Annotated in this window: 19 protein-coding genes; 16 read left to right on the forward strand and 3 right to left on the reverse strand. The window is 72.5% G+C overall.

The genetic code is table 11. The features are described from left to right. Positions 1-69: 69 nt before the first annotated feature. The 6 genes from ACVHNB_RS11875 to ACVHNB_RS11900 are packed head-to-tail and all read left to right on the forward strand — an operon-like array spanning position 70 to position 8114. Entirely contained in the window at positions 70-1224 is a 1155-nt protein-coding gene (locus ACVHNB_RS11875; RefSeq protein WP_456228008.1) for an ROK family transcriptional regulator, read from the forward strand. Between the two features lie 56 nt (positions 1225-1280). Beyond that, positions 1281-2549 carry an ABC transporter substrate-binding protein gene (locus ACVHNB_RS11880; protein ID WP_428951402.1) on the forward strand — a complete coding sequence of 423 codons (1269 nt, stop codon included), beginning with the start codon at positions 1281-1283 and terminating at the stop codon, positions 2547-2549. A gap of 4 nt (positions 2550-2553) precedes the next feature. Then, on the forward strand, positions 2554-3531 hold the full coding sequence (locus ACVHNB_RS11885) for a carbohydrate ABC transporter permease (protein ID WP_428951401.1): 978 nt from the start codon (positions 2554-2556) through the stop codon (positions 3529-3531). A gap of 3 nt (positions 3532-3534) precedes the next feature. Then, positions 3535-4374: a carbohydrate ABC transporter permease gene (locus ACVHNB_RS11890; RefSeq protein ID WP_428951400.1), complete on the forward strand. Its 840-nt coding sequence runs from the start codon at positions 3535-3537 to the stop codon at positions 4372-4374. Between the two features lie 26 nt (positions 4375-4400). After that, positions 4401-5732, forward strand: a complete 1332-nt coding sequence (locus tag ACVHNB_RS11895; RefSeq protein WP_428951399.1) for a glycoside hydrolase family 27 protein — start codon at positions 4401-4403, stop codon at positions 5730-5732. Positions 5733-5765: 33 nt separating this feature from the next. Continuing rightward, on the forward strand, positions 5766-8114 hold the full coding sequence (locus ACVHNB_RS11900; protein WP_456228009.1) for a glycoside hydrolase family 95 protein: 2349 nt from the start codon (positions 5766-5768) through the stop codon (positions 8112-8114). Between the two features lie 67 nt (positions 8115-8181). Here the strand turns inward: ACVHNB_RS11900 and ACVHNB_RS11905 are convergent, their stop codons facing one another. The 3 genes from ACVHNB_RS11905 to ACVHNB_RS11915 all read right to left on the reverse strand — a co-directional run bounded on the left by ACVHNB_RS11905 (position 8182) and on the right by ACVHNB_RS11915 (position 10804). Continuing rightward, the gene (locus ACVHNB_RS11905; protein WP_428951397.1) at positions 8182-8853 is read right to left on the reverse strand and encodes a hypothetical protein; all 672 of its coding nucleotides are present in this window, start codon (positions 8851-8853) and stop codon (positions 8182-8184) included. A gap of 89 nt (positions 8854-8942) precedes the next feature. Then, the gene (locus ACVHNB_RS11910; RefSeq protein ID WP_428951396.1) at positions 8943-9803 is read right to left on the reverse strand and encodes a class I SAM-dependent methyltransferase; all 861 of its coding nucleotides are present in this window, start codon (positions 9801-9803) and stop codon (positions 8943-8945) included. Then, a complete protein-coding gene (locus ACVHNB_RS11915) occupies positions 9800-10804 on the reverse strand; it encodes a carboxymuconolactone decarboxylase family protein (protein WP_456228010.1) in 1005 nt (334 codons plus the stop codon). Before ACVHNB_RS11915 ends, ACVHNB_RS11910 begins: the two co-directional genes overlap by 4 nt. A 228-nt stretch (positions 10805-11032) precedes the next feature. On the opposite strand from ACVHNB_RS11915, the gene ACVHNB_RS11920 reads away from it, so the two are divergent. From ACVHNB_RS11920 to ACVHNB_RS11965, 10 genes are all read left to right on the forward strand, one after another. Next, positions 11033-12259, forward strand: coding sequence for a sensor histidine kinase (locus tag ACVHNB_RS11920; protein WP_456228869.1), 1227 nt, complete (start codon positions 11033-11035; stop codon positions 12257-12259). Beyond that, complete coding sequence (locus ACVHNB_RS11925; protein ID WP_428951394.1) at positions 12256-12951, forward strand: response regulator; 696 nt, start codon at positions 12256-12258, stop codon at positions 12949-12951. Before ACVHNB_RS11920 ends, ACVHNB_RS11925 begins: the two co-directional genes overlap by 4 nt. Positions 12952-13038: 87 nt before the next feature. Continuing rightward, complete coding sequence (locus ACVHNB_RS11930) at positions 13039-13440, forward strand: cold-shock protein (protein ID WP_428951393.1); 402 nt, start codon at positions 13039-13041, stop codon at positions 13438-13440. A gap of 330 nt (positions 13441-13770) precedes the next feature. After that, entirely contained in the window at positions 13771-15339 is a 1569-nt protein-coding gene (locus ACVHNB_RS11935) for an ABC transporter substrate-binding protein (RefSeq protein WP_456228011.1), read from the forward strand. A 104-nt stretch (positions 15340-15443) separates the two neighbouring features. After that, complete coding sequence (locus ACVHNB_RS11940; RefSeq protein ID WP_428951392.1) at positions 15444-16397, forward strand: ABC transporter permease; 954 nt, start codon at positions 15444-15446, stop codon at positions 16395-16397. An 80-nt stretch (positions 16398-16477) separates the two neighbouring features. Continuing rightward, positions 16478-17269 (forward strand): ABC transporter permease, encoded by a 792-nt coding sequence (locus tag ACVHNB_RS11945; RefSeq protein WP_456228870.1) that lies wholly within the window; start codon positions 16478-16480, stop codon positions 17267-17269. After that, a complete protein-coding gene (locus ACVHNB_RS11950) occupies positions 17266-18291 on the forward strand; it encodes an ABC transporter ATP-binding protein (protein WP_456228012.1) in 1026 nt (341 codons plus the stop codon). The genes ACVHNB_RS11945 and ACVHNB_RS11950 overlap by 4 nt, the downstream gene beginning before the upstream one ends. Beyond that, positions 18288-19337 (forward strand): ABC transporter ATP-binding protein, encoded by a 1050-nt coding sequence (locus ACVHNB_RS11955; RefSeq protein WP_456228013.1) that lies wholly within the window; start codon positions 18288-18290, stop codon positions 19335-19337. The genes ACVHNB_RS11950 and ACVHNB_RS11955 overlap by 4 nt, the downstream gene beginning before the upstream one ends. A gap of 8 nt (positions 19338-19345) precedes the next feature. After that, the gene (locus ACVHNB_RS11960; RefSeq protein ID WP_456228014.1) at positions 19346-21151 is read left to right on the forward strand and encodes a gamma-glutamyltransferase family protein; all 1806 of its coding nucleotides are present in this window, start codon (positions 19346-19348) and stop codon (positions 21149-21151) included. A gap of 104 nt (positions 21152-21255) precedes the next feature. Continuing rightward, entirely contained in the window at positions 21256-22119 is an 864-nt protein-coding gene (locus ACVHNB_RS11965; protein ID WP_456228015.1) for an inositol monophosphatase family protein, read from the forward strand. Positions 22120-22139: the final 20 nt, after the last annotated feature.

The raw sequence follows: 22139 nt of genomic DNA on the forward strand, positions 1-22139 counted from the left end.
CGGAGCCTAGATCCGAACTCCTTGAATTTAAATATTGACGAAGGAAATTATTGCCCCTACGTTTCCCCCATGTTGCTGAACCGAGCGAAGCTGCTCGCGTCTCCGGCGGCCAACACGGTGTTCACGACAGTGCTCACCCGTGGCCCGGTCGTCCGCCCGGAGATCGCCCGGATCACCGGTCTCTCCTCCGCCGCCGTCACCAAGGCGGTCAAGCCGATGATCGAGGCCGGATACCTGGAGGAACGCCCACAGGGACCGCGAACCGTCGAGGGCGCGGGACGTCCCGCACACCCCCTCGCCGTCCGCGCCGACCGGGAGTTCTTCGTCGGCGTCAAGGTCACCGCCGACGAACTCATCGGCGTGGTCACCGACTTGAGGGCACAGGTGCGCGCCGCCCACCGGATGCCGCTGACCGACCGGTCCGTCGAGCGGGTCGTCCGGGACATCGCCGCGCTCGTCGCGGAGCTGACCCCCGCCCACGCCGAGCGGACCCACCACATCGGGGTGTCCGTCTCCGGTGACGTGGACCGGCCGGGCGGCGTCGTGCGCTACTCGCCGTTCCTCGGCTGGCGCGACGTCCCGCTGGCCGAACTGGTCGCCGCCGCGACGGGGTTGGCGGTCACCGTCGAGAACGACGTGAAGGCCCTCACCGTCGCCGAGCAGTGGTTCGGCGACGGCGTGGGCGCCGACTCCTTCGCCCTCGCCACGGTCGGCGTCGGCATCGGCTGTGCGCTCGTCGTCAACGGCCGCCTGGTGGCCGGGGGTTACGGGGTGGCCGGCGAGATCGGCCACATCCCGGTCGCGGCCGGGGACGGCCCCGCCTGCCACTGCGGCGCCCGCGGCTGCGTCGAGGCGATCGCCTCCGAGGAGGCCATCGTCGCCCGGGCCCGCCGGGCGGCCGACGACCCGGACCTCGACATGGCCGGGGCGATCGACCGCGCCCACGGCGGGGACGCCGCCGTACGGGCCGTGTTCGAGGAGGCGGGCGAGGCCATCGGGCTCGGCCTCGCCGCCATGGTCAACCTGGTCGGACCCGAGCGGGTCGTCGTCTCCGGCGAGGGCGTGGCCGCGTACGACCTCTTCGAGGAGCAGATCCGCGCCGCCTTCACCACCCAGGCCTTCGGGGCCGCCGCCCGCTGCCCGCTCGTCGTGCGCCCCCTGCCCTGGGAGGAATGGGCGCGCGGCGCCGCCGCCGTCAGCATCCAGTCCCTCTTCGCCGCCTGACCCCCCACGCCACGGCCCGCTTCCCGCACGTCTCCGTTCCCCGGAAGGACCCTGTCATGACTGCCAGTTCCGCCCTGTCCCGCCGGGGATTCCTCGGCACGTCCCTGCTGTTCGTGGCCGGCGCCGCCGTGGCGTGCTCCAGCAACCCGCAGGAGACCGCTTCCGCCAAGGGTGCCAAGGTCACGCTCACGCAGTGGTACCACCAGTACGGGGAGGAGGGCACCCAGGCCGCGGTGAAGCGGTACGCCGAGGAGTTCACAAAGGCCAACCCGGACATCGCGGTCAACGTGGTGTGGGGTGCGGACGTCTCCCAGTACGAGACCAAGCTCAACGCGGCGCTGCTCGGCGCCGACGCCCCCGACCTCTTCGAACTCGGCGACTTCCGTGCCGAGATGGCCCGCAAGGGGCAGCTCGAACCCCTCGACGACGTGTACGGCGCCGCCAAGGACGGCTTCAACAAGGCGGACCTCGACTACCTCACCGTCGACGGCAAGCTCTACGGCATCAAGACCATCGACGACATCATGGTGCTCTACTACCGCAAGTCGATGCTGAAGAAGGCCGGCATCACCCCGCCCACCACCTTCGCCGAACTCGTCGACGCCGCGCGGAAGTTGACGGACGGCGACGTCAAGGGCCTGTTCATCGGCAACGACGGCATCGGCGACAGCCCCTACCTGCTCGCCTGGTCCCAGGGCGTCGGCCTCATCGACGGCGAGAAGGTGGTCTACGCCGACGCCGCCAGGTCCATCGGCGGCCTGCGCGACCTGCACTCCGACAAGTCGGTGCTGCTCGGCTTCACCACCGACTGGTACGACCCCGGGGCGTTCAACCAGGGCGCCGCCGCCATGCAATGGTGCGGCCTGTGGGCGCTGCCCGCCGTCGAGAAGGCGCTCGGCGACGACTTCGGGGTCGTGCCCTGGCCCGCGTACGACTCCTCCGGCAAGGCCGTCGCCCGGCTCGGCGGCTGGACACAGGCGATCCACTCCGGGAGCAAGCACGTCGCCGAGGCCAAGAAGTACCTCGCATGGCTGTGGATCAAGCAGACCGACATCCAGATCGACTGGGCCGTCAAGTACGGCTTCCATGTCCCGCCGCAGACCGAAGTCGCTGCCAGAACCCCCGAGTTGAGCAAGGGGGCCGCCAAGGACGCCGCCAGGATCGCGACCGCGTACGGCATCTCCTTCCCCGCCGAGTGGACCCAGGCCATGCAGGCCGGATTCATCGCCGCGGCCGCCGACATCGCGAAGGGCGCGGGCGCCGAGAAGACCCTCCGGAAAGCCCAGTCCACGGCGCAGTCCGCCCTCGACAAGCAGATGGGCTGACACCATGACCGCCACCGGCACCGCGCCCCTGCGCAAGAGTGCCGCCCGGCCGGCGCCCGCCCCGGCGCCGCGCCGCCGGCGGCTGACCGAGCGACGGTCGAAGGCCCTCGCCTTCGTCGTGCTGACCGCGCCGATGCTCGTCGGTCTCGGCGTCTTCCGCTACGTGGCCATCGGCTGGAGCTTCCTGCTCAGCTTCAGCGAGGCCCGCCGCACCATCTCCCTCGGGAACTGGGTCGGCCTCGACAACTACCAGGAACTGCTGAGCGACGAGCGGTTCCGCGACTCGCTCACGATGATCGTGCTGTTCACCGCGCTCATCGTGCCGCTCACCTTCGCCGCGTCCCTCGGCCTCGCCGTCCTCGTCAACCGCGTACGGCGCGGCCGGGCCTTCTTCCGCACCGCGTTCCTGCTGCCCGCCGCCGTCAGCTACGTCGCCGCCGCGATGATCTGGAAGATGGCCCTGTTCAGCGGCGTGCCCTCCGGCCTCGCGAACACCCTCGGCGCGCTGTTCGGCGCCGATCCCACCCCCTGGATCCAGACGCAGAGCCCGCCCCTGTACTGGATCGTCCTCGTCACGCTGCGCCTGTGGCTCCAGGTCGGCCTCTACATGATCCTGTTCATCGCCGGACTCCAGTCCGTCCCGCAGCACCTCTACGAAGCCGCCGCCCTCGACGGCGCCGGGGCCTGGCGCACCTTCCGCAGCATCACCTTCCCCATGCTGCGCAACACCTCGGTCGCCATCCTGCTGCTGATGCTCATCGCCGCGCTCCAGGCCTTCGACGAGTTCTACGCCATCTTCTCCACCGGCGCCTCGCTCGGCAGCGAACCCGTGCGCACGCCCCTCATGCACCTGTACGGCGTCGCCCTCCAGGACCAGGACTACGGCGTCGGATCCGCCGGCGCCTTCCTGCTCACGCTCCTGATCGTGCTGGTCACGCTCCTCCAGGGCCGGATCCTCGGGTTCGCCCGCGACAAGGACTGAACCATGAACCGTTACCGAGGGAGCGTCCTCGGATCCGCCGCCACGTACCTGGCGCTGTGCCTGCTGGCCGTGGTCTTCCTGATCCCGTTCTACGTCCTGCTGCGGGGCGCCTTCATGACGACGCCGGAGATCACCGCCACCGACTGGCACTGGCTGCCGTCCTCGCTGAGCCCGGACAACTTCACGTCCCTCTTCGACAACCCGGAGCGGCCCTTCGGCCGGTCGATCCTCAACTCGCTGCTGATCGCGGTGGTCTCGGCGCCCGTGTCGACGCTGCTCGCCTCGATGGCCGGCTACGCCCTCGCCCGTATCCATGTGCCCGGGCGGGCGGTCGTGCTCTCGCTCATCGTGGGCACGCTGATGATCCCGCAGGCCGTCACGTTCCTGCCCACGTTCGTCGTCGTCGGCTCCATGGGCGGCGTCAACACGATGTGGGGACTGATCGCGCCCGGCCTCTTCAACGCGTTCGCCGTCGTCCTGTTCCGCAGCTTCTACCTGTCCTTCCCCGCCGAGATAGAGGAGGCGGGCCGCCTCGACGGCCTCAGCTACCTCGGCGTCTACGGGCGGATCATCCTCCCCAACTCCGTCACGATGATCGCCTCGCTCGGCGCGCTGTCCTTCATCGAGGCGTGGAACTCCTTCCTGTGGCCGCTGATGATCGGCCAGGACCCGCAGAGCTGGACCGTGCAGATCGCGCTCTCCAGCTTCCTCACCTCCCAGACCGTGAACCTGCCCGAGCTGTTCGCGGGCACGGCCGTGGCGATCCTCCCGCTCGTCGTCATGTTCCTGGTCGCCCAGCGCCACATCGTCCAGGGCATCGCGATGTCCGGTCTCAAGTCCTGAACCCCCTTCCCCCGGAGGTACGTGAAGTGACCGAAACGATCCGGCGGGCGGCCCTCACCGCCGCCTGCGCGCTGCCGCTCGCCCTCGCCCTGCCGTCGCCCGCCGCCCAGGCGAAGACCCCGTACGTCAAGCCGTTCATGGGCTGGAGCAGCTGGAGCGTGGAGTCGTCCTCGCGCAGCGGCTACGGCACGCACTGGCTGAACGAGGACAACATCAAGAACGCCGCCGACTCCCTCAGCGGCAAGCTGTCCGCGTCCGGATACAAGAACCTCAACATCGACGCCGGCTGGAACTTCGACTACGACTGGAACTTCCACACCGACACCCACGGCATCCCCGACGCCGACAAGGACCGCTTCCCCAGCGGGATGCCCGCGCTCTCCGACTACGTCCACGGCAAGGGCCTCAAGCTCGGCCTCTACGGCGCCGCCGGACTGGAGAAGGAGGTCTACGACAAGAACGCCCCGATCCTCGGCACCGGCTGTCATGCCCAGGACATTGCGGTGAAGCCGCTGACCCCGACCAACAAGTGGGGCGGCAGCTGGAAGATCGACTACAGCAACCCCTGCGCCCAGGACTACATCGACTCCATCGTCGCCCGGTACGCCTCCTGGGGCGTGGACTTCATCAAGATCGACGGCGTGACGAAGGACAACGTCGCCGACATCAGGGCCTGGTCCACCGCCATCGACCACAGCGGCCGCAGCATGTGGCTCTCCGCCAGCGCCTGGCCCGTCGACCTGGAGGCCGCCGGGGGCTTGCGGCCCTACGCGAACGGGGTCCGCGTCGACACCGACATCGAGTGCTACTGCGAGACCACCAGCACGTGGACCAGCTCCGTCGACGACCGCTTCACCGATCTGCCCCGGTGGCTGCCCGACCTGGCCGCGCCCGGCTACCTCCCCGACCTCGACTCCATGCCGATCAACAACAACACCGGCAGCGGACTCCAGGACGGCATCGACGACACCGAGCGGCAGACCGTCATGACGTTCTGGTCGATGGCGTCGTCCCCGCTCTACGTCGGCGGCGACATCTGGTTCCTCGACGACAAGGCCAAGGCGATCCTCACCAACCCCGAGGTCATCGCCGTCGACCAGGCCGCCGTCCTGCCGCGGCAGATCCGCTCCGGCGACACACAGGTGTGGACGAAGAAGGTGGGCCGCGCCACCTACCTCGCCGTCTACAACCTCGGCTCCTCGGCCACCGACATCACGGTGAACCTCAAGGACCTCGGCCTGTCCGGCACCCAGCGGCTGCGCGACGTCGCCGCCCGCACCGACCTCGCCCCGGCACGGGGCTCCTGGACCGCCTCGTCCGTCCCGGCCCACGGCTCGCGCCTGATCAAGCTGTCCTGACCGGTCCTGCCCTCCCCGTCCAAGGAGCCGCACATGAGCAACGGACCCTCCAGACGCGTCGTTCTCGGGCTCGGCACCGCCCTCGCCCTGAACGCCCTCCCCGCCTTCACCGCGCACGCCGCGCCGCGACGCCCCGCCTCCTCCCCGCTCGTCCCCGCCGACCGGGCGACGACCCTGTGGTACCCGGAGCCCGCCGACGAGGACCTCCTCATCGAGCAGGGCCTGCCGCTCGGCAACGGCCGGCTCGGCGCCCTCGTCGGCGCCGACCCCGCCCGCGAGCTGTTCCACGTCACCGACGCCACCCTGTGGACCGGCGGCGCCAACACCACCCTCGACCAGGACGGCCAGTTCCCTTACGGGCGCGACGACTTCGGCAGCTTCACGCTGCTCGCCCGCGTCATGCTGTACCTGCCGGGACACGAGCGCTCCGCCGTCACCGGCTACCGCCGCACCCTCGACCTCAGCAACGGCCTCGTCACCACCACGTACACCAAAGGCGGGGTCCGGTACGTCCGCGAGATGTTCGCCAGCGCCCCCGACGACACCATCGTCGTCCGGCTGTCCCAGAGCGGCGGCGGCTTTCTGACCGGCGCCGTCATCCTCTCCGGCACCCACGGCGAGACGACCGCCGCGGACCGGGACCTCGCCTCCTTCTCCGGGACCCTCGGCAACGAACTGCGGTACGCGGCGGCGGTCACCGCCGCCGGGGACGGCACGGTCGCGGCCACCGGGACCCGCGTCACCTTCACCGACTGCACCGAGGTCACCCTCGTCATCAGCGGCGGCACGGACTACGCCCCGGACCACGCCACCGGCTACCGCGCCCCCGACGCCGACCCGCTCGCGCTCGCCCGGTCCAAAGCCGCGGCCGCGGCCGCGATCCCGGGCAGCCGCCTGCGCGACACGCATGTCGCCGACTACCGGGCGCGCTACGACCGGTTCACCCTCGACCTCGGGCGCTCCAGTGGCCGGCAGCGTGGGCGCGACACCTGGACACGGCTGAAGGCCCGTGCGGCCGACGGGGCGGCGCCCGACCCCGAACTGGAGGCGAGCTACGTCCAGTTCGGCCGCTACCTCACCATCTGCGGCTCGCGCGACGGACTGCCGATGGGCCTCCAGGGACTGTGGCTGGAGGGCAACACCCCGGACTGGATGGGCGATTACCACACCGACATCAACATCCAGATGAACTACTGGCTGGCCGACCGGGCCGGCCTCGGCGAGACCTTCCCCGCGTTCGCCGACTACTGCCTCGCCCAGCTCCCCGCGTGGAGCGACGTCACCCAGAAGCGGTTCCAGGACTCCCGCAACCGCTACCGCAACACCTCCGGCAAGGTCGCGGGCTGGACGGTCGCCTTCTCCACCAACCCCTACGGCGGCCTCGGCTGGTGGTGGCACCCGGCGGGCAACGCCTGGCTGTGCGCCTCCCTCCACGAGCACTACGAGTACACGCAGGACCGCGCCTACCTGTCCCGGATCATGCCGCTGCTCAAGGGTGCCTGCGAGTTCTGGCAGGCGCGGCTGATCACCACGACCGTCGACGGCCGCGAGGTCCTGATCGACGACCACGACTGGTCACCCGAGCACGGCCCGCAGGACGCCCGCGGCATCACGTACACGCAGGAACTCCTGTGGACCCTCTTCGGCCACTACACGAACGCCTGCCGCACCCTCGGGGTCGACGCCGAACACGCCCGGATCATCGGGGAGTTGCGCGAGCGCCTGTACCTGCCCCGGGTCAGCCCCGCATCGGGCCGGCTGGAGGAGTGGATGAGCGCGGACGACCTCGGCGAGACCACCCACCGCCATCTCTCGCCCCTCATCAACCTGTTCCCCGGCGACCGCATCCGCCCGGACGCGGGCGACCCCGAACTCCTCAAGGGCGCAGAGGAGTTGCTCGTCTCCCGGGGCATGGAGAGCTACGGCTGGGCCTGCGCCTGGCGGGCCGCGTGCTGGGCCCGGCTCGGGAACGCCGACAAGGCCTACCGGCTGGTGCTGACGAACCTGCGGCCCTGGTCGGGCGGTGACACCGGGACCGCGATGAACTTCTTCGACATGTACCGGGTCTCGGACACCCGTGCCATCTTCCAGATCGACGCCAACCTCGGCACCCCGACGGCGGTCCTGGAGATGCTCGTCCGCTCCCGCCCCGGCCGCATCGAACTGCTCCCCGCGCTGCCCGACGCCTGGGCCGCCGCCGGATCCGTCACCGGGGCGGGCGCCCGCGGCGGGTTCACGGTCGACCTGGCGTGGGAGCGGGGCCGCGTCCGCCAGGCGACGATCCGCAGTGTCGGCGGACGTCGCACGGTGGTCCTGCTGGGCGGCCGGGCCAGGACCGTGGAGCTGGAGCCGGGGGAGGCCGTGACGCTGAGCGGCCGTTGACCGGATCGACGCGGCCTCCGCCGGCCGGTGCCGACGGGGGTCGCGGCGGGTGAGCGGACGGCGCGGGTCAGGAGTCCTTCGCGGAGTCCTTGCCCGCGGCGTCGAGCGCGGCGACGGCGTCGTGCGCCGCCTGCAGCGCGCCCTTGCCGATGGTGTCCGCGGACGGGGCGCTCTTGGACTCGAAGTCACTGCCGTTGTACGTGACGGTCACCAGGACGTTGGCGCTGCGGACCGTGACCACGGCCTCCCGCGTGTCCTGCTTGTCCTTGGTGGTGAGATCCGTGGTCAGCCGCGCCTCGTCGCCGATGTCCTTGGCCGCGCCGTCCTTGCCGCCGCCCGACGCGAAGGCCTGCTTCGCGAGGGCGTCGGAGTTCTTCACCTCGAAGGACACGTCGAGCCAGCGGTAGTCGTACCCCTTGAGCGCGCTCCAGGAGCAGCCGCGGCGGACCGATTCGTCGGTCGCCGAGAGCTCCTTGCCCGCCGCCTTCGCGCCCGGTACGAGCGAAGTGACCGTTTTGCTCCCTACGGTGCCGCAGGGCGCGGGCGGCTTCGCGTACGTCTTGGCCGCCACGCTCTCGCTGGGACCGTGCGACGCCGACTCCTGCGGCGCGGCCTTCTTCTGGTCCTTGTCGGCGGTGTCGGACATCGGTCCCGTGGACCAGGCCCAGCCCGCGCAGGCGAGCACGGCGACCGGCAGCAGCCGGGCGGCCAGAGTGACCGGGAGCGGGAGAGCACGCACGGCGTACGTCCCTTACGTCAGTGGGGTGGGGGACGCCAGTGTCACATGAGTTGCTGTGCGGCGATACCGCCACTTCTGTCACCTCGGCATCACACACCGGCATCGTCCCGGCGTACGGCCGTCACCAGCCACACCCCGGCGCGCGTCCGCACGCCCCGCTCCGACGCGTACGGCCGGAGCGTGTCCTCCAGCACGGCGCGCGTCGCGGCGGGCACCGGCCGGTCCGGGGCGCGGGAGAGGAGGAAGTCGACGGCGTCGGCCGGCGAATCGCCCCAGCGGGTGTGGACATCCACCGGGTTGACGGCGATCCGGGCGAACGTGCGGTGCAGCACGGCGTGGATCCGGTACGGCTCGGACAGGGACGTCATGGCGGTGCCCGCGGCGCGGGCGGCGGGATCCGGCGCGGCGGGGGCCGCGTCCCGGGTGCCCGCCGCCAGGTGCCGGGCGAACTCCGCCAGCGCCGTGCTCTCCTCGGTCTGCGGACCCGGACGGCGCGGGCAGACGAAGGCGAGCCGCCCGCCCCTGCGCAGCGCCCGGGCCACGTTCGCGAACGCCGCCACGTGGTCCTCGAAGAACATCACGCCACCGCGGCTGAGCGCGACGTCGTAGCCGCCCGGCGGGAACGGGTGCGTCTGCGCGTCGCCGCGTTCGAACGACGCGCCCCGCACCCCCTCCTCGGCCGTGCGGGCGCGGGCCCGCGCGATCAGCGGCGCCGAGATGTCGACGCCGACGGCGTGCCCGGGCGCCGCGAGCCGGGCCGCCGTCCGCGTCGTGGCGCCGGCGCCGCAGCCGATGTCGAGGACCCGGTCGCCCGGCGCGATGGCGGCGGCCGCGAACAGCGCCTCGTCGGCCTCGCCGAGCAGCGCGTCGAAGCGCCGGTGATGGGTCGCCCAGTGCCGGCCCAGCGGGCCGTTCCAGGCCTGTTCCTGACGGAGGTTGGCGATGGTCACGGTGTCTCCAGGAGTTCCGGTACGGGCAGCGCGGACTCGATCCGGTCGACGGCGGCGAAGGCTCCGTACGCGATCAGATGCACGAGGCAGTGATCGGTGTACGGGGCCACGCGCCACGCCGCGACGTCCTCGCCGGTGATCCGGTACGGCGCGAGCGCGGCGAGCAGCGCCAGCCGTGCCCCGGGCCGCTCGGCGCGGCCGGGCAGCTCCGGCCCGCCGGGCGCCGGGTGCGAGCCGTCCCACTTCGCGACGGTCTCCTGGACGAGGGCGAGGTCGTCGTCGCCGAGGAGGCCCGCGCCTTTCGTGGCCGCCGTGCGCAGGGCGTCGTAGGCCGGGCCGACGGAACTGCCCGCCGCCCAGGCCGGGCCGGGGCCCGGGGAGTCGAGCAGGTCGAGCGAGGCGCCGGGCCGGTGCGGGGTGCGGACCACGCGGGAGAGGCTGCGGCCGGCCAGCGAGCGGACCGCCTGGAGGCGCTGGGCGCCCGCGGGCAGCAGGTTCTCGGTGCACAGCGCGGACACGATCCGGTTGATGAAGTGGAAGGTCAGCGCGGTGCCGACGTGCGAGGCGAGATCGGCGCGGGCGAACGGCGGAGGCGCCAGGTCCGGGGAGCCGGGCACCCGGGTGGCCCGGCCCCACTCCAGCAGCCGGGACGCCCGCTCGTCGCCCGGGGCCGCGGCCCGGGCCACCGCCTCGCCGAGCGCGTGGTCGCCGTTCGCGTGCAGCAGCACGGCATGCGCGTCGACGCAGAACGGGCAGCGGTTCGCGAGGGAGGTCCCGGCCGCGACCAGCTCGCGGTCGGTGCGCGAGCCGCTGCCCGCGATCAGCGCCTCGCGCAGCAACGCCCAGGCGGGTGCGAGGAGTTCGGGTGCCGAGGAGAGGACGACGAGGGTCGGCGGGTGCGTGATGCCGAAGTCGGTCGCCGTCTGCTCCCAGACGGCGGCGGCGGTGCCGGTGGCGGACTGGGGCGACGGCGGCTGCGTGTAGCGGTACGGGCCGGGCATGCGGGCTCCTCGGGCCGGTCTCGGGCGGTGCTGCGGACCCGTTCAGGCTCGCCCGGCGCCCCGGCCCCGGGCGTCGTACGGCGGAGCCCACCTCGGCCTACTCCCCGGGGAGTAGGCGCCGGGCCCGCGCCGTCCTCACGGCGGACGCCGATGCCGGCGGCGCCGTCTAATCTGCCGGACATGCAGGGGGACTTGGACGTACGGGACGGGGACGCGGGCGGCGGAGCGGTGGCCGGGAGGGCCGCGCCGCCCTCCTGGCGCGCGCGGCTCGCCGACGCGGCGCTCGCCGTCGTGGCCGGCACGGTCGTGGTCCTCGCGGCCGCGCTCGGCGACGACGGGGCGACGCCGCTGGACTATGCGCTCATGACGGCGTCGGCGGCGTGCCTGGCGGGCTACCGCCGGGCACCCCGCGTGGTGCTGCTCGCGTCAACTGCGCTGACCACGGCCTACGTTGTCCATGCGCACCCCGCGCCGCTGGCGGCGCTGCCGGTGCTCGCCTCGGTGCACACGGCGGCCCGGGCGGGGTACCGGGGCCTGGCCGCGGCCACGGCCGGTGCCTTCCTCGCCGTCTACATCACGCGGGACGCCCTCGCGACGGACGGCGCCACCACGCGCGGCCTGCTGCTCGTGGGCTGGTTCCTGTGCGCGGTCGTGACCGGGCTCGCCGACAAGAACTGGCAGGCGTATCTGCACCAGACCGAGCAGCGCGCCCTGGAGGCCGAGCGGACCCGTGAGGAGGCCGCGCTGCGCCGCGCGGGCGAGGAACGGCTGCGCATCGCGCGGGAGTTGCACGACTCGCTCACCCACAGCATCTCGATCGTCAAGCTGCAGGCGGGAGTCGCCGTCCACCTGGCCCGCAAGCGCGGCGAGGAGGTGCCGCCCGCGCTGCTCGCGATCCAGGAGGCGAGCGGGGAGGCGATGCGCGAACTGCGGGCGACGCTGGACGTGCTGCGCACCGACGAGCCCACGGGCAGCCCCGCCCTGCTCGTCGAGCGCGCCCGCGCGGCCGGGATATCCGTCGACCTCACCGTCACCGGAGCCGAGCGGCCCCTGCCGGCCCCGCAGGACCGGGCGGCGTACCGGATCGTGCAGGAGGCGCTGACGAACGTGGCCCGCCACGCGGGCCGCGAGGCGCAGGCCCACGTGCATCTCGACCACGGAGAGGCCGAGGTGACGGTTCTGGTCACCGACACCGGCGCCGCGACCCCGGACCGGCCGGTCGCCGAGGGCACGGGACTGACCGGGATGCGGGAGCGGACCGCCGCCCTCGGCGGCACGCTGTCGGCCGGCCCGCGCGAGGGCGGCGGCTTCGAGGTGCGGGCGCGGCTGCCGCTCGGCGGGGCGCCGGACGGGACGCCGCCACCCGCCGCCGGCCGGAGCGCGGACCCGGCCGCGACCGCGAGGAACGCCCGCCCCGGGCGGACGGCCCGAGCCGTCCCCGGGACCGCCTCATGATCCGCGTCGTGCTCGTCGACGACCAGGCGCTGATGCGCGCCGGGTTCCGCGCGCTCCTCGACGCCGAGGACGGGATCGAGGTCGTGGGGGAGGCCGCCGACGGAGCCGAGGGGGTCGTCCTCGTCCGGGAACGGGTGCCGGACGTGGTGCTCATGGACGTACAGATGCCGGGCACCGGCGGCATCGAGGCCACGCGGCGCATCGCCGCCGAACCGGCGCTGGCCGGCGTCCGCGTCGTCATGCTCACCAACTACGGCCTGGACGAGTACGTCTTCGAGGCGCTGCGCGCCGGGGCGTCCGGATTCCTGCTCAAGGACAGCGAGCCGGAGGACCTGCTCACCGGGATCGCGGTCGTCGCGCGCGGCGACGCCCTGCTGTCGCCGTCCGTCACACGCCGTCTCATCGGCGCGTTCGTGTCCCGGCCCCCGGACCGGGCGACGGCGCCGGGCCTGGAGTGCCTCACCCCGCGCGAGCGCGAGGTCACCGCGCTCGCCGCCCGCGGCCTGACCAACGAGGAGATCGCCGCGCACATGGTGATCAGCCCCTTCACCGCCAAGACCCACATCAGCCGCGCCATGACCAAACTGGGCGCCCGCGACCGGGCCCAGCTCGTCGTGTTCGCCTACGAGTCGGGACTCGTCGCCGCCCGCACACCGGGCGCCGATCGCCGGGACACCGGCGCCACGGCCTGACGCGGGAGCCGAGGCCCGGCCGCTAGGATCCGCACAAGTTGCTGAGGACGCGGACACTGGGTCCGCCGTGGTGGTTGGGGGGTCGGCGTGGTCGCTGGTCGTGTGGTGCGCTTCGACGGAGCGCGCGGGTATGGGTTCATCGCGCCGGACGACGGCGGTGAGGACGTCTTCCTGCATGTGAACGACCTCCTCATCCCCGAGTCGTATCTGCGCACGGGGCTGAAGGTCGAGTTCGACATCGAGGAGGGCGACCGGGGCCCCAAGGCGTCGTCCGTCCAGCTCGCCGAGGGCGCCTCCGCGCCGGCGCCCGGCCGGGGCGCGGCCGACGGCGACGACGTGCTCTGCGACGTCCTGCGCGTCGACGAGTTCACGAACGAGGTCACCGAACTGCTGCTGCGCGCCGCCCCATCGCTGACCGGCGACCAGATCCTGGCGATCCGCCGCGAGTTGGTGCAGAGCGGGCGCAAGCACGGCTGGGTGGACAGCTGACCGGCTGACCAGCAGCTGAACCGCCCCGGGGCCCGGGCCGAGTGGACGCACTCGGCCCGGGCCCCGCGGCGTTCCCCGGACGGACACCGCATCGATACGCCGCGAACACCCCTCTATGTCCGGCCCGGTTATTCAATCTTCATCGAATCCGGTCCGGCATCCGGACAACCCCCTTGTCCTGCGGACTGTATGCGAAATACGTTCTGCGGTATTCCTTGATCGCCCACAGGTTTTCTGTCGACACGCACAGGCGCCTGCGGAACCACTCCTTGGCGGAGGTATGCCCTCGTGCGCCGAACAGCGGTTGCCTTCACGGCAGTTGCCCTGGTGATGTCCACAACGGCGGGCTGCGGCTCCCTGCAGTCCTCGGCCACCGAGGTCGGCGGGGAGCGGATGACCGACGACCGTCCCGTACGCGACGGCGGCACCCTCACGGTCGCCCTCAACGCGGACCCCGACAAGCTCGACCCGACCCTGGCCCAGACCCTCGTCGGCCGCACCGTCTTCGCCGGCATGTGCGAGAAGCTCTACGACGTCGACGCCAAGGGCAAGGTCGTGCCGCAGCTCGCGACGGCCCTGCCGAAGGTGTCCGCCGACGGCCGCACCGTCTCCTTCGACGTCCGCAAGGACGCCCGGTTCAGCGACGGCACCCGGCTCGACGCGGCCGCCGTCGTCACGTCCCTGCTGCGCCACCGCGACCTGGCGGGCTCGGCCCGCGCCACCGAACTCGCCCCGCTGAAGCGGGCCGAGACCACCGGCCCGTACAGCGTGAGGCTCACCCTCAAGCAGGCGTACGTCCCGCTGACCGCGGTGCTCGCCGACCGCGCCGGCATGGTGATGTCGCCGGCCGCGCTCAAGAAGTACGGCAAGAACTTCACCAACCACCCGTCCTGCGTCGGCCCGTTCAAGTTCGTCGAGCGCGTCGGCGGCGACCGCATCGTCCTTGCCAAGGACACCCACTACTACGACGCGGACTCCGTCCACCTCGACAAGGTGATCTACAAGCCGATCCCCGACGGCAGCGTCCGGCTCGCCAACCTGCGCTCCGGCGACCTCCAGATCGGCGACCAGATGGCCCCCGTCGACGTGAAGAGCGCCCTCACCGACGCCAAGCTCCAGCTGTTCAACTCGCCCTCGCTCGGCTACCAGGGCATCGGTGTCAACGTCGGCAACGTCAAGGGCCTCGGCGAGAAGCCCGGCCGGATCGACGCCCCGATGGGGCGCGACGTCCGGGTCCGCGAGGCCTTCGAGCTCGCCATCGACCGCGACCTCATCAACAAGGTCGTCTTCCAGGGCATGTACGAGCCCGCGTGCGGACCCGTCTCCCCGGAGTCCGCCCTCGCCCCCGGCGTCAAGGCGTCCGCGTGCCCGAAGCGCGATGTCGCCGCCGCCAAGAAGCTGTTGAAGCAGGCGGGGGCGCAGACCCCGGTGCACGTCGAGCTGAAGATCTCCACCACCCCTGAGTGGAGCCGCATCGGCCAGGTCATCCAGGCCATGGCCAAGGACGCGGGATTCGCGGTCACGCTGCGCCCCACCGAGTACGCCACCATGCTCGAAGAGACCGACGACGGGCACTACGAGGCCTTCAACAGCGGCTGGTCCGGGCGCCTCGACCCGGACGGCAACATCGCCAGCTTCCTGCAGACGCGCGGCGCGATGAACGCCTACGGCCTCTCGGACAAGAAGGTCGACGCCCTCATCGAGCGCGGCCGCACCGAGGCCGACCCCGCCGAACGGGCCAGGATCTACGACGAGTTGACCCGCCGCGTCAACGACGCGCACGCGCTCATCTACCTCTACCGCCAGAAGAACTACGTCGTCACGGGGAAGGACATCGCGGGGGTGCACGTCTACGGCGACGGCCTCGTGCGCGTGAAGAACGCGGGGTACGCCAAGTGACGACCGCCCGGACAACCCAGAAAACCTCGGAAACCCCGACCGACCGGACCGCTTCCGCCCCTCAACCTGCCGTGAAAAAGCGCGGGTTGCTCGCCGGACACCCCATGGCCACGTACGTCCTGACCAGGCTGCGGCAGTCCGTCATCACGCTCTTCCTCGTCTCCGTCGTCGTCTTCGCGGGCATCCGCGCCCTGCCCGGTGACCCGGCGCTCGCCCTCGCGGGCGAGGAGCGCAGCCCGAAGGCGCTCGCCGCCATCCGCGCCGAGTACGGGCTCGACGACAACATCGTGATCCAGTACGCGAGGTTCATCGGCCACGCCCTCCAGGGCGACCTCGGCACCTCCTCGCGCACCGGCCTCCCGGTCGCCGACGCCATCGGGCAGGCCCTGCCCGTCACCCTCGAACTCGCCGCGCTCTCGCTGCTGTTGGCCATCGTCCTCGGTATCGGCGCCGGTATCGTCGCCGCCGTCCGGCGCGGCAGGCCCGCGGAGTGGATCGCCAACGGGATCGCCCTGCTCGGCCTCTCCGTCCCCACCTTCTGGCTCGGCATCGTCCTCGTCCTCGCCTTCGCGATCGCCCTGCCCGTCTTCGCGGCCTCCGGCTTCGTCCCCTTCGGCACCGACCCGATCGACAACCTGCGCCGCATGGTGCTGCCCGCGATCGTCCTCGGCTCCGGGCTCGCCGCCGTCGTCATGCGCCAGACACGGGCCGCGATGCTCGACTCCCTGTCGGCCGACTACGTCCGCACGGCCCGCGCCAAGGGCCTCTCGCGCCGGGCGGTCATCGGCGGCCACGCGCTCCGCAACTCCCTCGTCACGGTCGTCACCGTGCTCGGTCTGCAGCTCGGCCACCTGATCTCCGGGGCGGTCGTCACCGAGCAGATCTTCGTGCTCCCCGGCTTCGGCAAGCTGACCATCGACGCCGTCTTCACGCGTGACTACGCGACGCTGCAAGGCGTGGTGCTGTGCACCTCCGCCGCGTACATCTTCATCAACCTGCTGGTCGACGTGGCGTACTCGGTCATCGACCCGCGCATCCGGCTCGGAGGTGCCCGGTGACCACGCTCGCCCTCACAGGAATACGGGCCCGCGCCGCCCGGAGCGGCAAGCTGCGCGCCCTGCGCAGGAACAAGCTGGCCATGACCGGCGCCGTCATCGCCGCGGTCTTCGTGCTCGCCGCGCTGTTCGCGCCGCTGATCGCGCCGTACGACCCGGCACAGCCGGACTTCGACCACGTGCTGGCGGCGCCGGGCTGGAGCCACTGGCTCGGCACCGACGACCTCGGCCGCGACCAGCTGTCCCGCGTCGTCCACGGGGCGCGGGCGTCCATGCAGGTCGGCGTGCTCGCCGTCGTGTTCGCCTTCGTCATCGGCGTTCCGCTCGGCCTGCTCGCCGGCTACTACGGGAAGGTCACCGACAGCGTCGTCTCCCGGATCACCGACACGATGCTCGCGTTCCCCTTCCTGGTCCTGGCCGTCGGCCTCGCCGCCGTCCTCGGCCCGTCGCTGACCAACGCGACCATCGCCATCGGCATCTCGCAGATCCCGGCCGTCATCCGGATCACCCGCGCCGAGACGCTCCGCCTCAAGCACGTCGACTACGTGGCCGCGGCCGTCGCCAACGGAGGCGGCGACGGCACCGTCCTGTTCCGGCACATCCTGCCCAACGCGACCTCCGCGCTCACCGTGCAGGCCACCGTCGGCATCCCCGCCGCCATCCTCGGCGAGGCCCTGCTCAGCTTCCTGGGCCTCGGCGTACAGCCGCCCGAGCCGTCGCTCGGCGTGATGCTCTCCTCCGCCCAGTCCTTCCTCGCGCCCGCGCCCTGGATGGCGGTGTTCCCCGGCCTCGCCGTGGTCGCCGCGACCCTGGCGTTCAACCTGCTCGGCGACGGCCTGCGCGACGTCCTTGACCCCCGTGGAGCGACCCGATGAGCGACCTCGAGACTCCCGAGCCCGTCCTGAGCGTGCGCGACCTGTCGGTCTCCTTCCGCTCCGACACCCGCACGGTCCACGCCGTCGACCACGTCTCGTACGACCTGCACGCCGGTGAGGTCCTCGCCGTGGTGGGCGAGTCGGGCTGCGGCAAGTCCGTCACGTCCATGGCCGTCATGGGCCTGCTGCCGCCCACCGCGCACCTCACCGGGTCGATCCGGCTCGGCGAACGGGAAATGCGTGGCGCCGACGACAAGGCGTACGGAAAGATCCGCGGCAAGGACATCGCGATGATCTTCCAGGAGCCGATGACGTCTCTGAACCCGGTGCTGACCATCGGGCGACAGATCGGTGAAGTGCTCCGCCGCCACCAGGGGCTGAGCAAGAAGGAGGCGCGCGCACGTGCCGTCGAACTGCTCGACCTCGTGGGCATCCCCGCCCCCGCCCAGCGCGTCGACGAGTACCCGCACCAGCTCTCCGGCGGCATGCGCCAGCGCGTCATGATCGCCATCGCCGTGGCCTGCGACCCGGCCGTCCTCATCGCCGACGAGCCCACCACCGCCCTCGACGTGACCGTCCAGGCGGGCATCCTCGAAGTCCTCCAGTCGCTGCGCGAGCGACTCGGCACCGCCATCGTGCTCATCACCCACGACCTCGGCGTCGTCGCCGACATCGCCGACCGGGTCCTCGTCATGTACGCGGGCCGCCCGGTCGAACAGGCGCCGGTGGACGAGCTGTTCGCGGCACCCAGGCACCCGTACACGCGCGGCCTGCTCTCGGCGGTGCTGCGCCCCGGTGCCGCCAAGGAGCGGCTCCCCGAGATCCCCGGACTCGTGCCGAGCCTCGACGAACAGCCCGACGCCTGCACCTTCGCGCCGCGCTGCGCCCGCGCCGACGACACCTGTACGACCGGCCGTCCCGGTTTCACGGCCATCACCGCGGCCACCGAAGAGGCAGCCACGGGTGCCACGCACCGCGCCGCCTGCTGGCACCCGCACACCCTTCAGGAGAGCGCCTCATGAGCCCTGAGAAGAGCACCCCGGTTCTCGAACTCACCGACCTGGAGCGGCACTTCGCGGGCTCCGGCGGCACCGTGCGCGCCGCCGACGGCGTCACCCTCACCGTCGGCCGCGGCGAGGTCGTGGGCCTCGTCGGCGAGTCCGGCAGCGGCAAGTCGACCGTCGGCCGCTGCGCCGTCCGCCTCGACGAACCCACCGGCGGCACCGTCCGCATCAACGGCACCGACGTGACGACCATGTCCCGGCGCGCCCTGCGCCCGCTGCGCAAGGACTTCCACCTGGTCTTCCAGGACCCGTCGTCCTCGCTCGACCCGCGCATGACGGTCGGCCGGATCATCGCCGAGCCGCTGAAGCTGCACGGCATCGCGAAGAAGGACGCCGCCCACGCGCGCGTGGCCGAACTCCTCGCCCAGGTGGGCCTGCGTCCCGAACACGCCGACCGGCATCCGCACGAACTCTCCGGCGGCCAGCGCCAGCGCATCTCCATCGCCCGCGCGCTCTCCGTCGACCCCGACCTCCTGGTCGCCGACGAGCCGACCTCCGCCCTCGACGTCTCCGTGCAGGCCTCCGTCCTCAATCTGCTCGCCGACCTCCAGCGCGACCGCGGCTTCGGCTGCCTGTTCATCACGCACGACCTCGCGGCCGTCGAGTACCTGGCGGACCGGATCGCGGTCATGTACCTCGGCCAGATCGTCGAACAGGCCCCCACCCGGGAGCTGTTCGACGACCCCAAGCACCCCTACACCCAGGCCCTGCTGTCGGCCGCCCCCGTCCCCGACCCGGTCACGCAGCGCACCCGCGAACGCATCGTCCTCAGCGGCGAACTGCCCAGCCCGCTCGCCCCGCCGCCCGGCTGCCGCTTCCACACGCGCTGCCCGCTCGCCGTGGACCGCTGCCGCACCGAGGTGCCGGTCCTGCGCACCCTTGACAGCGCGGCCGGCGGCCGCGAGGTCTCCTGCCACCTCGTCGCCGACGACGGCACCGCGCCGGACGCCGCCGCGACCCGGCCTCGTACGATGCCGCACCCTCGAACTGCCACCACCCGCTAGGAGCTCACTTGTTCACCACCCGGCCGACCCTCCAGGGCACCTTCGGCATGGTGTCCTCCACGCACTACCTCGCCTCCCAGTCCGCGATGGCGGTCCTGGAGGACGGCGGCAACGCCTACGACGCCGCCGTCGCCGCGGGCTTCGTGCTCCACGTCGTCGAACCGCACCTGAACGGGCCCGCGGGCGAGGTGCCGATGATCCTCGCCCCGGCCGGCGGCGAGGTGCGGGTGCTGTGCGGCCAGGGCGTCGCGCCCGCCGGGGCGAGCGTCGCCCACTACAAGTCGCTCGGCCTCGACCTGGTGCCCGGCACCGGCCCGCTCGCGGCCGCCGTGCCCGGCGCCTTCGACGCCTGGATGCTCCTCCTGAAGGACCACGGCACGAAGTCCCTCGCCGACGTCCTCAAGTACGCCGTCGGCTACGCGGAGGACGGGCACGCGCCCGTCGAGCGCGTCGGCGAGACCGTCGAGACCGTGCGCGAGCTCTTCGAGACCGAGTGGCCCTCGTCCGCCGAGGTCTACCTGGTCGACGGCAAGGCCCCGGCCCCCGGCGAACTGCTGCGCAACACGCGGCTCGCCGCCACCTGGAAGCGCCTCGTCGCGGAGGCCGAGGAGGCCGGCACCGACCGCGTCGCCCAGATCCAGGCGGCCCGGCGCATCTGGCGCGAGGGCTTCATCGCCGAGGCGCTCGTGCGCCAGGCCCAGCAGCCCACCATGGACACCAGCGGCGAGCGGCACACCGGCACCCTCACCCTCGAAGACCTCGCCTCCTGGGAGGCCACCTACGAGGCCCCGGCGACGTACGACTGGAACGGCTGGACGCTGTGCAAGGCCGGCGGCTGGAGCCAGGGCCCCGTCTTCCTCCAGCAGCTCGCCCTGCTCCCGCCCGAGCTGCCCGCCTACGGGTCCGCCGACTACGTCCACCTGCTCGTCGAGGGCTGCAAGCTCGCCATGGCCGACCGCGAGGCCTGGTACGGGGACGCCGACCCGGCAGGGGTCCCGGTCGCCGAGCTGCTCTGCGACGACTACAACGCCGCGCGCCGCGCCCTCGTCGACCCCGGCAAGGCCTCGCACGAGCTGCGCCCCGGCAGCCCGCGCGGCGCCGAACCCCGGCTGAGCACGCACGCCCACGCGGTCGCCGCCGGTGAGCCCGGCTTCGACGCCATGGGAGTCGCCGGCGCCGGTGAGCCGACCGTCCAGAAGAACGGCGGAACCCGCGGCGACACCTGCCACCTCGACATCGTCGACCGCTGGGGCAACATGGTCGCCGCGACCCCGTCCGGCGGCTGGCTCCAGTCCAATCCGGTCGTGCCCGAGCTCGGCTTCCCGCTCGGCACGCGGCTGCAGATGTCCTGGCTCGACGAGGACCTGCCGAACTCGCTCGTCCCCGGCCGCCGCCCGCGCACCACGCTCACCCCGTCGCTCGCCCTGAAGGACGGCGTCCCGGTCATGGCCTTCGGCACCCCCGGCGGCGACCAGCAGGACCAGTGGCAGGTGCACTTCTTCCTCGCGGTGGCGCTGCGCCCGACGGTCCGCGGCGGGCTCGACCTGCAGGGCGCCATCGACGCCCCGAACTGGCACAACGACTCCTTCCCCGGCTCCTTCTTCCCGCGCGGCATGCGGCCCGGGTCCGTGACCGTCGAGTCCCGGATGGACGAGGAGGTCGTCGCCGAGCTGCGCCGCCGCGGCCACGACGTGACCGTCGGCGACGCCTGGTCCGAGGGCCGGCTGTGCGCCGTCGCCCGCGACCCGCGCACCGGCGTCCTGTCGGCGGCGGCGAACCCGCGCGGCATGCAGGGGTACGCGGTCGGCCGCTAGGGACTGTCGGCCCCCGGCAGGTGGAATCGCCGATTTCATGGCGATTCCACCTGCCGTTCACCCTGCGGGTACGCGTTGTCAGTGGGGCGTGTTCTCATGGAGCCATGATCGAAACCATCACGGAAAGCATCGACGACTTTCTGACCCGCAAGGTCACCGACCAGCTCCTGACCGACGTCGAGCGGATCGTCCGCGCCGCGGCCGCCGCCGAGATATCGCCCCGCTTCCGGCAGCTCGCCGCCCACGAGATCGAGGAGAAGAGCGCCCCGCACGACCTCGTGACCGTCGCCGACAAGCGCGCCGAGGAGCACCTCACCCGCGAGCTGACCGCACTGCTGCCCGGCTCCGTCGTGGTCGGCGAAGAAGCGGTCGCCGCGGACCCGACGACGTACGAGGCCATCCGTGGCGCGGCCCCGGTCTGGATCGTCGACCCGGTCGACGGCACCCGTCAGTTCGTGCACGGCGACCCCGGCTTCTGCACCCTCGTCGCCCTCGCACTCGACGGAGTCGTCCTCGCCTCCTGGACGTACGCGCCCGCGCTCGACGAGTTCGCCGTGGCCGTACGCGGCCGGGGCGCGAGGCTCAACGGCCGGGTCCTGCCCGCCGGGGCACCCGAGCCGGGCCGCGACCTGCGCATCGCCACCTCGCACCCCGACTTCACGACCGACGCCCAGAAGCACGCCCTGCTGGGACTGCGCACGGACGGGGTCGCCCCGCGGCCGTGCGGCTCGGCGGGCCTGGAGTACCTGGCCATCGCCCGCGGTGACCTGGACGCGGTCGCCTTCAGCTGGGAGCTGGCCTGGGACCACGCGGCCGGACTGCTCCTGGTCGAGGAGACCGGCGGCGCGCACCTCACGCGGGACGGCGTCCCCTTCGCGATCACCGGGGGCAACGCGCTGCCGTTCACCGCGGCGCGCGACGCGGCGACGGCGCGCCGGGTGGCCGCGCTGCTGTCGGGCGGCGCCTGACCGGACGCGTCGGCCGACGG

It is taken from the genome of Streptomyces sp. YJ-C3 (assembly GCF_053891275.1).

Coding starts and splice junctions, on each gene's coding strand:
- ACVHNB_RS11875 (WP_456228008.1), top strand. CDS start 70: ATGTTGCTGAACCGAGCGAAGCTGCTCGCGTCTCCGGCGGCCAACACG.
- ACVHNB_RS11880 (WP_428951402.1), top strand. CDS start 1,281: ATGACTGCCAGTTCCGCCCTGTCCCGCCGGGGATTCCTCGGCACGTCC.
- ACVHNB_RS11885 (WP_428951401.1), top strand. CDS start 2,554: ATGACCGCCACCGGCACCGCGCCCCTGCGCAAGAGTGCCGCCCGGCCG.
- ACVHNB_RS11890 (WP_428951400.1), top strand. CDS start 3,535: ATGAACCGTTACCGAGGGAGCGTCCTCGGATCCGCCGCCACGTACCTG.
- ACVHNB_RS11900 (WP_456228009.1), top strand. CDS start 5,766: ATGAGCAACGGACCCTCCAGACGCGTCGTTCTCGGGCTCGGCACCGCC.
- ACVHNB_RS11915 (WP_456228010.1), bottom strand. CDS start 10,804: ATGCCCGGCCCGTACCGCTACACGCAGCCGCCGTCGCCCCAGTCCGCC.
- ACVHNB_RS11925 (WP_428951394.1), top strand. CDS start 12,256: ATGATCCGCGTCGTGCTCGTCGACGACCAGGCGCTGATGCGCGCCGGG.
- ACVHNB_RS11935 (WP_456228011.1), top strand. CDS start 13,771: ATGTCCACAACGGCGGGCTGCGGCTCCCTGCAGTCCTCGGCCACCGAG.
- ACVHNB_RS11940 (WP_428951392.1), top strand. CDS start 15,444: ATGGCCACGTACGTCCTGACCAGGCTGCGGCAGTCCGTCATCACGCTC.
- ACVHNB_RS11945 (WP_456228870.1), top strand. CDS start 16,478: ATGACCGGCGCCGTCATCGCCGCGGTCTTCGTGCTCGCCGCGCTGTTC.
- ACVHNB_RS11950 (WP_456228012.1), top strand. CDS start 17,266: ATGAGCGACCTCGAGACTCCCGAGCCCGTCCTGAGCGTGCGCGACCTG.
- ACVHNB_RS11955 (WP_456228013.1), top strand. CDS start 18,288: ATGAGCCCTGAGAAGAGCACCCCGGTTCTCGAACTCACCGACCTGGAG.
- ACVHNB_RS11965 (WP_456228015.1), top strand. CDS start 21,256: ATGATCGAAACCATCACGGAAAGCATCGACGACTTTCTGACCCGCAAG.